The organism is Ensifer sp. MJa1, assembly GCF_037026475.1.
Lineage (GTDB): Bacteria > Pseudomonadota > Alphaproteobacteria > Rhizobiales > Rhizobiaceae > Ensifer.
In genome coordinates, this window is sequence record NZ_JAKUMO010000017.1 from 82,285 (window position 1) to 95,219 (window position 12,935).

14 protein-coding genes are annotated in these 12,935 nt (G+C 62.5%); 5 read left to right on the forward strand and 9 right to left on the reverse strand.

What is annotated here, in order from left to right; genetic code table 11:
• Nucleotides 1-20 precede the first annotated feature (20 nt).
• The 4 genes from MKZ91_RS21520 to ureG are packed head-to-tail and all read left to right on the forward strand — an operon-like array spanning nt 21 to nt 2,099.
• On the forward strand, nt 21-317 hold the full coding sequence (locus MKZ91_RS21520; protein ID WP_336173070.1) for a putative quinol monooxygenase: 297 nt from the start codon (nt 21-23) through the stop codon (nt 315-317).
• A 2-nt stretch (nt 318-319) separates the two neighbouring features.
• Nucleotides 320-793, forward strand: a complete 474-nt coding sequence (gene ureE / locus MKZ91_RS21525) for an urease accessory protein UreE (RefSeq protein WP_336173071.1) — start codon at nt 320-322, stop codon at nt 791-793.
• Nucleotides 786-1,457 (forward strand): urease accessory protein UreF, encoded by a 672-nt coding sequence (locus tag MKZ91_RS21530; protein WP_336173141.1) that lies wholly within the window; start codon nt 786-788, stop codon nt 1,455-1,457. Before ureE ends, MKZ91_RS21530 begins: the two co-directional genes overlap by 8 nt.
• Nucleotides 1,458-1,487: 30 nt before the next feature.
• The gene (ureG, locus tag MKZ91_RS21535; protein ID WP_336173072.1) at nt 1,488-2,099 is read left to right on the forward strand and encodes an urease accessory protein UreG; all 612 of its coding nucleotides are present in this window, start codon (nt 1,488-1,490) and stop codon (nt 2,097-2,099) included.
• Between the two features lie 45 nt (nt 2,100-2,144).
• Here the strand turns inward: ureG and MKZ91_RS21540 are convergent, their stop codons facing one another.
• From MKZ91_RS21540 to MKZ91_RS21580, 9 genes are all read right to left on the reverse strand, one after another.
• On the reverse strand, nt 2,145-2,825 hold the full coding sequence (locus MKZ91_RS21540; RefSeq protein WP_336173073.1) for a Crp/Fnr family transcriptional regulator: 681 nt from the start codon (nt 2,823-2,825) through the stop codon (nt 2,145-2,147).
• A 138-nt stretch (nt 2,826-2,963) separates the two neighbouring features.
• Nucleotides 2,964-6,278 carry an efflux RND transporter permease subunit gene (locus MKZ91_RS21545; protein WP_336173074.1) on the reverse strand — a complete coding sequence of 1,105 codons (3,315 nt, stop codon included), beginning with the start codon at nt 6,276-6,278 and terminating at the stop codon, nt 2,964-2,966.
• Nucleotides 6,279-6,292: 14 nt separating this feature from the next.
• Nucleotides 6,293-7,477: an efflux RND transporter periplasmic adaptor subunit gene (locus tag MKZ91_RS21550; RefSeq protein WP_336173075.1), complete on the reverse strand. Its 1,185-nt coding sequence runs from the start codon at nt 7,475-7,477 to the stop codon at nt 6,293-6,295.
• A gap of 516 nt (nt 7,478-7,993) precedes the next feature.
• Nucleotides 7,994-8,986: an ABC transporter substrate-binding protein gene (locus MKZ91_RS21555; RefSeq protein WP_336173076.1), complete on the reverse strand. Its 993-nt coding sequence runs from the start codon at nt 8,984-8,986 to the stop codon at nt 7,994-7,996.
• A 46-nt stretch (nt 8,987-9,032) separates the two neighbouring features.
• Nucleotides 9,033-9,902 carry an ABC transporter permease gene (locus tag MKZ91_RS21560; RefSeq protein WP_336173077.1) on the reverse strand — a complete coding sequence of 290 codons (870 nt, stop codon included), beginning with the start codon at nt 9,900-9,902 and terminating at the stop codon, nt 9,033-9,035.
• Nucleotides 9,899-10,783 carry an ABC transporter permease gene (locus MKZ91_RS21565; RefSeq protein ID WP_336173078.1) on the reverse strand — a complete coding sequence of 295 codons (885 nt, stop codon included), beginning with the start codon at nt 10,781-10,783 and terminating at the stop codon, nt 9,899-9,901. Before MKZ91_RS21565 ends, MKZ91_RS21560 begins: the two co-directional genes overlap by 4 nt.
• Nucleotides 10,784-10,785: 2 nt before the next feature.
• Entirely contained in the window at nt 10,786-11,121 is a 336-nt protein-coding gene (locus tag MKZ91_RS21570; RefSeq protein ID WP_336173079.1) for a hypothetical protein, read from the reverse strand.
• Nucleotides 11,118-11,582, reverse strand: a complete 465-nt coding sequence (locus MKZ91_RS21575; protein WP_336173080.1) for a GNAT family N-acetyltransferase — start codon at nt 11,580-11,582, stop codon at nt 11,118-11,120. Before MKZ91_RS21575 ends, MKZ91_RS21570 begins: the two co-directional genes overlap by 4 nt.
• Nucleotides 11,572-12,363, reverse strand: a complete 792-nt coding sequence (locus tag MKZ91_RS21580; protein WP_336173081.1) for an ABC transporter ATP-binding protein — start codon at nt 12,361-12,363, stop codon at nt 11,572-11,574. The genes MKZ91_RS21575 and MKZ91_RS21580 overlap by 11 nt, the downstream gene beginning before the upstream one ends.
• 121 nt (nt 12,364-12,484) lie before the next feature.
• Here MKZ91_RS21580 and MKZ91_RS21585 point away from each other — a divergent pair, with 121 nt between their 5' ends.
• On the forward strand, nt 12,485-12,898 hold the full coding sequence (locus tag MKZ91_RS21585; RefSeq protein ID WP_336173082.1) for a cupin domain-containing protein: 414 nt from the start codon (nt 12,485-12,487) through the stop codon (nt 12,896-12,898).
• Nucleotides 12,899-12,935: the final 37 nt, after the last annotated feature.

The window sequence follows — 12,935 nt, forward strand, 5'->3', positions numbered from 1 at the left end:
CCAAAGATATCGAGGGTTCAATGGTTTACATTATCGCCTATCTCAGCGCGCATCCGGGCAAGGGAGAGGAAGTGGCGTCGCTCGCAGCACCGCTCATCGAAGCCACGCGGCGTGAGGCCGGCTGCATCACCTATGAACTCTATCGCAAGCCGGCCGATCCCGATACGCTGGTATTCGTCGAGACCTGGAAGGACAAGGCGGCCGTCGAAGCGCATTTCGCGGAACCGCATCTGAGGAGCTTCCAGGCGGCCATGGCCGACCTGCTCAGCGGCTCTCGCATCGAACTCGTGACGCCGGACAAGGTCGAGGTGCTCTAACGATGCCGTATCGCTCCACTGAAGTCATTTCCCCCGGTCGACCGGACATGACGCCTCTTCATAGCGTGACGCTCACCCACGACGCGCGGCATCTGCGCCGCAAGCTGCTGCATCTCGAAGACGACGTGGTCATGCTGGATCTGAAGGAACCGGTGATGCTGGCCGATGGCGACCTGCTGGTGCTTGAAGGTGGCGGCTATATCCGGATCGTCGCAGCACCGGAAGCGCTTTACGAAATCCGGCCACGCGACCCGCTGCACCTCATCGAGCTTGCCTGGCACCTCGGCAACCGCCATCTCCCGGCGCAGATCGAGACGGGCCGGATCCTGATTGCCCGCGATCCCGTCATTCGCCAGATGCTGGAAGGGCTTTCGGCCGAAGTCATAGAGGTATCAGAGCCATTTCACCCGCTGCGCGGCGCCTACCACGCAGGCGGCGGGCACAGCCATGGCCACAGCCATCACCATCATGGCTGAGCCGGTCGATACGCAGGCGCTGCTTCGCCTTGTAACCTGGTTGTCACCGGCCTTTCCGGTTGGCGCTTTCTCCTATTCAAGCGGGCTTGAACAGGCGGTCCACGAGCGCCTCGTCACCGATGCCGCGGAGCTCCGGTCCTGGCTCGAAACAGTGCTCGGTCTTGGTTCCGGCTGGAACGATGCGTTGCTTTTTGCGGAGAGCTATCGTGCTGCGGGCGACAAGGCTCGCCTGTCTGCGGTTGCCGAGCTCGCCGAGGCGCTTGCCGGAGGCCGTGAGCGGCATACGGAAACCATGCTGCAGGGCCAGGCGTTTCTGGCGGCTGCGCGCTCCTGGCCGCATCCGGCAATTGACGCGATGGGCGAGAGCTTCGCCTATCCGGTCGCCGTCGGCGCCGTTGCCGGGGCCCACGAGACGGGCCTTGAAGCGGCCCTTGCCGCCTATCTCGGCGCTTCGGTTGCGAACGCCGTCTCGGCGGCGATCCGCCTGGGCGTCACCGGGCAGCGCGATGGCGTCGGCGTCATCGCGGCGCTCGAACCGATCATTGCCGCGACGGCAAGCAGGGCGGTCAAAGCCTCGCTTGACGATCTTGGCTCGGCCACGATCATGGCCGATATTTCCGCCCTCAGACACGAAACCTTGCATTCGCGGCTCTTCCGCTCCTAGGGCGGAACCCGCTTTCGAAAGGAAAGCCACATGGCATCGAAGAACGGTCCCCTTCGCATCGGTATCGGCGGACCGGTTGGTTCGGGCAAGACGGCGCTGACCGACAAGCTCTGCAAGGCGATGCGGGAGAAGTACTCGGTCGCCGTCGTCACCAACGACATCTATACCAAGGAGGATGCGGAGGCGCTTGTGCGCATGCAGGCGCTGCCGTCCGATCGCATAGTCGGTGTGGAAACCGGCGGCTGCCCGCACACGGCCATTCGCGAGGACGCGACCATCAACTTGCAGGCGATCGCCGACCTCAACCAGCGCTTTCCCGATCTCGACGTCGTCTTCATCGAATCCGGTGGTGACAATCTTGCGGCCACGTTCTCGCCTGACCTCGCCGACCTGACAATCTACGTCATCTCGGTCTGCCAGGGCGAGGAGATCCCGCGCAAGGGCGGGCCTGGCATCACCAAGTCCGACCTGCTCGTGATCAACAAGAAGGACCTGGCGCCCCATGTCGGGGCCGATCTCGACGTGATGCAGCGGGACGCGACACGGATGCGGGCCGAAAAGCCGTTCGTCTTTACCGACATGAAGCGCGGCGATGGCGTCAACCGGATCGTCGATTTCCTGACGCTGCACGGCGGGCTTTGACAAATCCTGCCGCTCCCGCTGCAAGCGTAAACACGCATCGGCGGGTCAGAAGCGCTCCAGCGCCTGCCGGTCGTGGATCTCGATAACGCGGCCCCTGACTGTGACGCCTGAACGGCGAAGGGCAGAGAAAGCGCGCGACAACGCTTCCGGTGCAAGCCCCAGCTTTCCCGCCAGCACATTCTTCTGGAAGGGCAGGCGGAAGGAGAAGCTCAAAGTGCCATCCGGGCAGTTTCCCAGAATGTAGCTTGCGACACGCTGCGGCGCCGTGAGCAGCCGGTCTTCGGCCAGGCAATCCTCCGCCATTTGCGCGTGCCGGCACAAAAGCTGCATCAGTGCGTCGGCGATTTCAGGCGTTTGCTCGGCCAGCTTGCGCAGTTTGCGGCTGTCGATCCGGGCAAGCATGGTGGTATCGATTGCCTGTGCGTTGGCGGTGGCGCGGTTGCCCAGGAACATGGCGCTTTCGCCGAAAAGCTCACCCCTTGGAAAGACGGCGATGTCGGCCTCACGGCCGTCCTTGCCAAGCCGATAGAGGCGCACCAACCCGGAGAGCACAACGAAGACGTGATCGAGCGGCTCGCCATGGCTGAAGAGGATGTCGTGTTCCTCGTGGGTGGAGACGACAACATCCTCGATAATGGCGTTCGATGCCGCCACCGGCAGCTTCTCGAAGAAGCAAGAACCGAGCAACGCCGCCCGGTCGTTCGCGTTCAATCGCAAGGTTTTCATCACACCCGTCCCGCGTCAGTATCACCGGCAGGGTAGGGTGCCTTTCACGCTCACGAGTTGACCTCGATCAAATTATGACAAGAAAAAGCCCGCGCTTGCGGGGCGCGGGCGTTCTGTTCAGATACCTGAGAGGGTTCGTTACTCAGCGGCCAAGGCGGGATGGTTGATCACCTTGCCGCCGGAGCGGCCCTTGGACTGTTCGGTTTCCAGCGTCTTCAGCCGGTCCTCCAGACCTTCGATCGTCTTGCCCTGTTCCTGCACGAGATCGGTCAGGGCTTCACGATCGAGCGGCAGGTTCTCCTCGTCCTTCTGTCCGACGAAGCGGCCGAAGATGCGGGCGAGCAGCCGCGAAAGGTCGTCCATGATCAGGAAGAACGACGGCACGATCACGAGGCTGAGAACGGTCGAGACGATGATGCCGCCGATCACCGCGATCGCCATCGGCGCGCGGAACGAGCCGCCTTCGCCGACCCCGAGTGCGGAGGGCAGCATGCCCGCCGACATGGCGATCGAGGTCATGATGATCGGGCGGGCGCGTTTGCGGCCGGCTTCGATCATCGCCATCTGCCGGTCCATGCCGTGGTGCATCATCTCGATGCCGAAGTCGACGAGCAGGATCGCGTTCTTGGTGACGATGCCCATCAGCATCAGGATGCCGATCAGTACCGGCATCGACAGCGCGTTCTGGGTCAGGATCAGCGCCGCCGCTACGCCGCCGATTGCAAGCGGCAGCGAGAACAGGATGGTGAAGGGCTGGATCACGTCCTTGAAAAGCAGGATCAGCACGACAAGCACCAGCATCAGGCCCAGCAGCATGGCATTGCCGAAGCTCTGCTGCATTTCCGCCTGGACCTCTGCGTCACCGCTTTCGAGGAACTCGACGGACTTCGGCAAGTTGGCCTCGCTGGCGATCTCTTTGAAGCGGTCCGACGCGGTGTTGAGCGCGACGCCGACCGGCAGGTCCGCCCCGAGCGCCACGACGCGATTACGGTCATAGCGTTTGATCGAGCTCGGGCCTTCCGAATAGTTGATATCGGCAACGCTCGACAAGGGCACCGTCATGCCTGATGCCGTGGTGATCTTCAGATTGCGGATCGCGGCGATGTCCGTGCGGAAGTCGCGGTTGATCTGCACGCGGATCGGGATCAGGCGACCGTCGAGCGCGATCTTGGTCAGGGCCGCGTCGATATCACCGATGGTGGCGACACGGATGACTTCAGAGATCTGCGCCGTGGTGATGCCGAGGCGCGACATCTGTTCGTCCCGCGGACGGATCTGGAGTTCAGGGCGGGGAAGCGCCCCATCCGGGCTGACATTGGCGAGCAGCGGGTCGCTGCGCAGTTTGCCTTCCAGCGTCGCGACCGCCTGGTCGAGATCGGCCTCGCTGTTTGAGAGCAGGTTGAAGGAGAGATCGCGCTCGCCGCGGTCGTTGAGCTTGATGACCCGGACATCCGGTATGTCGCGGACGCGCGCGAAGATTTCCTTCTCGATCTGCGACTGCGGCACGATGCGGCCGGCCGGCGGTAACTTCGGCAGATAGGGACCGATCAGCGGGGTGCGCCCGATGACGTCGTTGACGATCTTGTTGAGGAGCGACTGGTCGAGCTTCTTCAACAGCACCGTCACGGTCGCGCGGCGCAATTCCAGGTCACCCTTTGGCGAGGCGCCGCCGAGGACGAAAATGTTGTCGATCCCGTCGATATCCTTGATCCGGTTGACAATCTCGCTCGTCGTGCGGTCGGTGTCCTCGAGCATGGCGTCCGGTGGCAGCTCGATCGACAGGCTGACACGTGATGCGTCCTCGGGCGGCAGGAAGCTGCCGGGCACATAGAGGATCAGCGCGAAAACCGAGCCGACGGAAAACGCGATCGCCGCAAGCAGCGTCAGGAAGCGGGTGTACCAGTGCTTCGTCGTGGCCTGCACGAGGCGCGTGTAATTGCGCATCATGAAGCCGTCCTGCTCGTGATGGCTGCCGGCATCCGACGCGCGCATCAGATAGGCGGCCATCACCGGGGTGATCAGACGGGCGACGAGCAGCGAGAAGAACACTGCCACGGCAACGGTCAGGCCGAACTGGATGAAGTACTGGCCTGGGATGCCCGGCATGAAGGACACCGGCACGAAGACTGCGATGATCGTGAAGGTGGTGGCGATCACCGCCAGACCGATTTCGTCCGCCGCTTCGATCGAGGCGCGATAGGGCGATTTGCCCATATGGATGTGGCGCTCGATGTTCTCGATCTCGACGATAGCGTCGTCGACGAGGATACCGGTCGCAAGCGTCATGGCAAGGAAGCTGACGAGGTTCAGCGAGAAGCCGAGCAGGTCCATCACCCAGAAGGTCGGGATCGCCGACAGCGGCAAGGCGACGGCGGAAATCAGCGTCGCACGCCAGTTGCGCAGGAACAGCATGACGACGATGACGGCGAGAAGGGCGCCTTCCATCAGCGTGTGCAGCGCTGCCTCATAGTTGCCGTAGGTGAAATAGACGGAATCGTCGACCATCTCGATGGTGACGTCGGGGTTGGCGGCGCGGATCTTTTCCAGCGAGGCCGCGACCGTCTCGGCGACGCTGACTTCGCTGGCGCCCTTGGCGCGGAAGACAGCGAAGGTCACACCGGGATTGCCGTTGAAGCGCGAGAAGGAGCGAGGCTCCTCATAGGTGTCTGTAACCGTTCCGAGATCGGAAAGGCGCACGAAGCGGCCGCTCGGCACGGAGATCATCGTGTTGGCGAGCTGATCGACGTTGCGGCGGTCGCCGAGCGTGCGGATCGCCTGCTCGCTGCCACCGACCTGGCCGCGGCCCGAGCCGAGGTCCATGTTCATGCGGCGAAGCTGGCCGTTGACGTCGGCAGCGGTAATGCCGAGCGAGTTCAGCTTGTCTTCGTTGAGTTCGACCCGAACTTCACGGTCGGCACCGCCATAGCGGTCAACGCGGCCGATGCCCTTCTTGCCCTGGATCTCGCGCTTGATGACATCATCGACGAACCAGGAGAGCTCTTCGAGCGACATTCCCGGTGCCGAGACCGAGAACGTCTGGATGGCCTGGCCTTCCACATCGACCTTGGAGACGATCGGCTCCTCGATCGAGGTCGGCAGGTCGCTGCGGATACGGTCGATCGCGTCCTTGACGTCCTGAACCGCCTGGGTGGTCGGCACTTCCATGCGGAAGATCACGGCCGTCGTCGAGGTGCCGTCATTGATCGTCGACTGGATGTGGTCGACGCCGGTGACACTGGCGACGGCGTCCTCGATTTCCTTTGTGACCTGCGTTTCGAGTTCTGCTGGCGAGGCGCCGCTCTGCGCAACGCTGATCGAGACGATCGGCACGTCGATGTTGGGGAAGCGGGTGATCGGCAGCGACACGAAGGACTGGTAGCCCAGCACCATCAGGACGACGAAAAAGAGGATCGGCGCGATCGGATTGCGTATGGACCAGGCTGAGAAGTTCATGGTCACTTTTCCTGTCAGTTGGTCGCAGGTTGCGCGGACTTGACGGGGTTGATGCGGTCGCCGTCGCGAACATAGGCGCCGGCTCGCGCCACCACCTCTTCACCGGCCGCCAGGCCTTCAAGGACTTCGATAAACTTGCCGTCGGAAATCCCTGTCTTGACCGGCAGGATGCGGATGACGCCGTTCTCGACCTTGCGAACGATGGTACGGCCGTCCTCGTTGGTCACAGCCGTTTGCGGCAGCACCACCGCCTGCTTCTGCTCAGCGGTGATCAGCGCGCTCGCATACATGCCGGCGCGCGCCTTGGTGGTGTCTGAAAGACTGATGAAAACAGTGCCGAGGCGGCTGACCGGATCGACGGTCGGCGCGATCAGGCGGATCGATCCTTCGACCTTGGTGTTGCCGCCGGCCAGCGTCACAGTCGCGGGCTGGCCGACCGCAAGCTTGATGATGTCGGCTTCGGCGACGTCGGCCTTCATCTCGATCGCGCCGTCGCGGATCATCGAGAAGAGCGGCTCGGCGCTGCCATTGGCAATCGCGCCGATCTTGGCGTTCTTGGCGGATATCACGCCGGCAACGGGAGCCTTGACCTCCGTGCGGGTCAGTCGAAGGTCGATGTCGTCGATCTGCGCCTCAGCCACCTTGATGTCGGCGCTGGCCACGGCCACGGCCTGTTCCGCCGAGCGCACCCGAGCCTGTGTGGCGATATAGAGTGCCCGGACCCGGTCTGCCTCGGCGGTCGAGACGGTGCCGTTCTTGGAGAGCCCTGCGGCGCGATCGCTGACCCGCTTGGCCTCGTCGTTGTTGGCCCTGGTTTCGGTGAGCTGGGCGTTCAATTGCGCAAGCCCGGCTTCCGCCTTTGCGAGTGCCGCCTCAAGCTCGCTCTTCTGCAAGCGAAGCGCATCGTCGTTCAGCACGACAAGCACGCTGCCCGCTTCGACCGTGTCGCCGACATCGACATTGAGCGTGCGGATCGAAAGACCGTCCACCATCGGGGCGACGTAAACCTGCTCGACCGCCTGGATGGTGCCGGTGGCAACGACCCGGTCGCTGATCGACTGGTCAACCGCTGTGGTCACGACGATGGAGGGAAGATTTGGCGCCTTCAGTTGGACCTCGTCCTGCGCCCAGACAGAAAAAGGCGAACCAAAGGTCACCGCAGCGCACACGCTGAGAAGAGGCAGAATTTTTTGAGCCATCGGCTTCACAGTCCCGGCAATGGAAACAATATCGAGCGGATCTCCGCTTGAAGCAGGATCCACGGGCAATCAGGCTATTTTATCACGCCGACATCACGTCCCGGCATCGCACGGGAACAGGAGATGGCGCATTCCTCACTTCGCGCTCCGCGTGCACGGTATCAGACCGTAGGCGCGGGCGGAACTGGGACCGGTTACCGCAGGCAATGCGTCGGGAAAATGGTGTCCTCCGTCATGCCTGCCTCCAACAAACATCGTGGCCTATGTAATCTCGGGCTCTGGCGCTTACAAGAGCGTACAAAGCAGCGGGGCCTCAATATTCGGTTCGTTGTGCGGTTATGGTTGCGATCTTGACACGATCTTGACAATCGCAAGCAACGGTAGCGTCGTCGCCTGCCGGAATACCACCCCCACGCCCGGTACCCGGCGGCAACTTGGCGGACGCGAACGACCGCTAAGAACAGAAGAGGGCCGCACGTTCACAGTCGTGCGACCCTCTTTTTACCTATACAGATCCTACTTCAAGGCGGCGTCAGTGATTTCGTGCGTAAAGGCGCCTTCCGGCTCCTTGGAAATCACCGGATCGGAACCACCCGAAAGCAGCGACTGGACCGTGCGCTTGTAGTCGGCCTCGTCGAGCGCGCCGTTCGAGCCGGCGGTGAGCTTGGCCACTTCACCCATCATGCGCTTCTGGTGCTTCTCCGTCTGGGCGCCGGTGGAGTCGTTTTCAAGCACGATGTCGGCTGCTTCATCCGGATTGGCTTCGGCGTATTTCCAGCCCTTCATCGAGGCGCGGACGAACTTGACCATCTTCTCCTTGAAGGCGGCGTCCTTGAGCTTGTCTTCCAGCACGTAGAGACCGTCTTCCAGCGTCGCCACGCCCTGGTCCTCGTACTTGAAGGTGACGAGGTCGTCCGGCTTGATGCCCGCGTCGATCACCTGCCAGTACTCGTTGTAGGTCATGGTGGAGATGCACGCGGCCTGCTTCTGGATCAGCGGGTCGACGTTGAAGCCCTGCTTCAGCACGGTGACGCCGTTCGGACCGCCGTCGGTCGGGATCTTCAGGTGCGACATCCAGGAGAGGAACGGATACTCGTTGCCGAAGAACCAGACACCCAGCGTCTGCCCCTTGAACTTGTCGGGGCTGGTCACACCGGTTTCCTTGAGGCAGGTCAGCATCATGCCGGATTTCTTGAACGGCTGGGCGATGTTGACGAGGGCGACACCCTTTTCGCGGGTGGCAAGGGCAGACGGCATCCAGTCGACGATGACGTCGGCGCCGCCGCCGGCGATCACCTGGGCCGGTGCGATGTCCGGACCGCCGGGCTTGATGTCGACGTCGAGGCCCTCCTCCTCGTAGAAGCCCTTGTCCTTGGCCACGTAGTAACCGGCAAACTGCGCCTGGGTCACCCATTTCAGCTGCAGCGTCACCTTCTCGGCCGCTTCAGCCTGGAACGCTGCGAGCGAAAAGACGCCGGCGGCGAGAAGCGATGCAAGTCTTTTTTTCATGTCAGTTCCCTCTTGTTTTTGCTTCATTTTCTTTAGGTACGTATGCTCAGGCGCGCCCTCCGCGGATGGAAGGATGCCAGAAGGTGACGGCGCGCTCGATGAGCGCGACCACCCCGTAGAAGGCGGAGCCAGCAACCGCCGCAACGGCGATTTCGGCCCAGACCATGTCGACATTCATGCGTCCCACTTCCGTGGAAATCCGGAACCCCATGCCGACGATGGGGGTTCCGAAGAATTCGGCGACGATGGCGCCGATCAGCGCCAGCGTCGAGTTGATCTTCAGCGCGTTGAAGATGAATGGCCAAGCGGCCGGCAGCCGTAGCTTGACGAGCGTCTGCCACCAGGAGGCGGCATAGGTGCGCATCAGGTCGCGCTCCATGTGGCTGGCGGCGCCAAGGCCGGCAACCGTGTTCACCAGCATCGGGAAGAAGGTCATGATGACGACGACCGCGACTTTCGACTGCCAGTCGAAGCCGAACCACATGACCATGATCGGTGCGATGCCGATCACCGGCAGGGCCGAGACGAAATTGCCGAGAGGCAAGAGGCCCTTCTGCAGGAAGGGCGAACGGTCGATCAGGATCGCAACGGCGAAGCCAAGGCCGCAACCAAGCGCGTAGCCGATCAGCACCGCCTTCAGGAATGTCTGGCGGAAATCGGCGCCGAGTGTCGGCAGCGAGTTGATCAGCTTGTTCCAGATCATCGAGGGCGCCGGCAGCAGCACGGAGGGGACCTGGAACCCGCGGACGATGCCTTCCCAAAGCACCAGGATGGTGATGCCGAACAGCAAGGGAACGGCAAAGCGCGCGGCAGTGTTGGCGACATCGCTCTCAAACTTCTGGCGTACCAGCCATTCGTTGAAGGCCCAGGCGGCGAGCCAGAAGGCGATCGCGGCTGCAAGGACGGGCAGGTTCATGGCTTGGCTCCCATGCGCTTCAGGACGGCCGTATGGGCAAAGCCGACGATCATGACGAGGACTGCGGCAAGGGCTGCAGCCATGAACAATGCGGCCCAGATCTGCACCGTCTGGCCGTAATAGGAGCCGGCAAGCAGGCGAGCGCCCAGGCCGGCGACGGCTCCTGTCGGCAGCTCGCCGACGATGGCGCCGACCAGCGAAATGGCGACGGCGACCTTCAACGAGGTGAAGAGATAGGGCATCGACGACGGCCAGCGCAGCTTCCAGAAGGTCTGCGCCGAGGAGGCATTGTAGGTGTGCATCAGGTCGAGCTGGATCGTCTCGGGGCTGCGCAGGCCCTTCACCATGCCGACGACGACGGGGAAGAACGAGAGGTAGGTCGAGATCAGCGCCTTCGGCAAGAGACCGGAAATGCCGATGGCGTTCAGGACGACGATAATCATCGGCGCAATCGCCAGGATCGGGATCGTCTGGCTGGCGATGACCCAAGGCATCAGCGAGCGGTCCATCGCGCGATTGTGGACGATGCCGACTGCCAGGAGAATGCCGAGCGCTGCGCCGATGCCGAAGCCGAGCAGGGTCGCCGAAAGCGTGATCCAGGCGTGATAGACCAGGCTGCGCTTGGAGGTGATTGGCTTGTTGAACGTGGTATCCCAGATCTCGGCGATGACCTGGTGCGGTGCCGGCAGCACAGGGCGTTCCTGCGCCATGGTGTTGCGCACGATCTGCGAGAAGCTGATCTCGGTGCCCGCGCGCGCCGCCGTGTCGCGCTCGAAGGGCGCGTTGAGGAAGACAACCGCGACGTACCAGATGGCGATCAGCAGGAGAACGACTGTGCCGACCGGCAGCAGCTTGTCCCTGATAAAGCTTGGTTCCTGCATCGTCATGCCTTTCCGCTTGCCGGGAACAACATCAACCCCATGGCGACGATGCCGAGAAGCACACCGGCGGCCTGGGTGAAGCTCATCCGTTCACCGAAGACCGCAAAGGCAATGACGTTGACGAGTACGAGCTGCACGATCGCCGAAAGCGAGATGGCCAGACCGAGCCCACCCTCGCGCATCAGCCTCACCATGATGAGGTTGCCGATCACATAGAGCCCGAGGGCAAGCAAGAGCATGCCGAGGTTATTGTTGGAGACGTAGGCGCGCGAGGCTGTCGCGCCGCCAAGGAAGATCGTCGTTGCCAAGAGCATCCAGAGGCCAAAGGCGAGATTCATGCCTGCATCTCCCTGGCGCGCCAGCGATAAAGGATATCCGGCAGGTTCTCTTCGTTGTCGCCGTAGGTCCGTCGGATCGCCTCAAACCCCTGGTGCTCGTAGAAGCGCTGGGCGGGACGATTGTGTTCGAAGGTCCAGAGGCTCAGTTCTTCAGGAGACAGTTCCTTGGCTCTCTCCACCAGTTTCGTGCCAATGCCCGCGCCGCGATGAGGTCCATCAATGAAGAGCGCGGTGACAAAGCTGTCGTCGGACAATGCAAGAAAGCCGGCGATGTCGGCTGTACGCTCCGCCACGATCACCCGGCGTTCGGCAAAGACGGTCTCGGCAAAGTAACGCTCGACATCGGCGTGGTCGTGCACCCGCGGCATCCACGCTGTTGCGTCGATCCAGCGATTGAGAATGCCGGCACAGGCGGCCATGTCGCCGTGTTCGGCCCGGCGGATCGCGACGCTATTCCTCATAGCTGTGTCCCGCGCGCAGGCCCTCGCGAACACGATGGGCGATTTCCAGGAATTCAGGCGTTTCGCGAATGCCGAGCGGGCGTTCACGCGGCAGCGGTGATTCGATCACGTCGGTGACCCGGCCGGGCCGCGGGCTCATCACCACGATCTTGGTGGAGAGATAGACGGCTTCCGGGATCGAGTGGGTGACGAAGCAGATGGTCTTGTTGGTCCGGGCCCAGAGTTTCAGCAGCTGCTCGTTGAGGTGGTCGCGGACGATTTCGTCGAGTGCGCCGAAGGGCTCGTCCATCAGAAGCAGATCGGCATCGAAGGCGAGCGCGCGGGCGATCGAGGCGCGTTGCTGCATGCCGCCCGAGAGCTGCCAGGGATACTTCTTGCCGAAGCCCGTGAGGTTGACGAGTTCGAGCGTGCGCTCGATGCGCGCCTTCTTCTCTTCCTTCGAGTAACCCATGATCTCAAGCGGCAGGGCGATGTTGTTTTCGATCGTGCGCCAGGGATAAAGCGCTGCGGCCTGGAAGACATAGCCATAGGCGCGTTGCTTGCGTGCTTCCTCGGGCGTCATGCCGTTGACGCTGATCTTGCCGGAGGTTGCTCTCTCCAGGTCGGCGATCACGCGCAAGAACGTCGTCTTGCCACAGCCAGACGGACCGATGAAGGAAACGAAGTCGCCCTTGGCAACGTCCAGGTTGACGCCGGTCAGTGCGTGCACCGGTCCATCGGCGGTTTCGAAAGTCAGGCAGAGGTCCCGGGCCGAAACCACGGATGCGGTATTGGAGGTCATCGGCGAATACTCATTCTGGCTGGTCTGTGTCAGACTGCTATCCGGACCGGCAACATGCAATCGCGGATTTGTATGCGGAGCCGCTTGTTGCTGGTTTTTCAGGGAATTCTGGAGAACGCTCATGTCTCGATCATCCAATCCTGTGTGTCGGTTGGTGCGCCCCGGCAGCGGTTATGCCGGAAAGCAGGGACTCAGCTATTTCGAAGGGATTGCCGCGGAGACGGTCGGCTCGACGGGCATCTGCATGCATCTGCTGACGATCCCGCCGGGAGCGCGGGCCAAAGCCCATCTGCACGAGAGCCACGAAACGGCAATCTATGTGCTTTCGGGCGAGGCGCACACCTGGTTCGGCAAACGCTTGGAAGAGCACGTCATCGTACGTGCAGGCGAGATGTTCTATATTCCGGCCGGCGTGCCGCATCTGCCGGCAAACCTTTCGGATGCGCCCTGTTCTGCCGTCATCGCCCGCACGGACCCGAACGAACAGGAAAGCGTCGTGCTCTTGCCCGAGCTCGATGCGTTGGTGCCCGCCTGACGCCATCCGCGCCGAAGTGCCCCGCCGACGTGGCAGG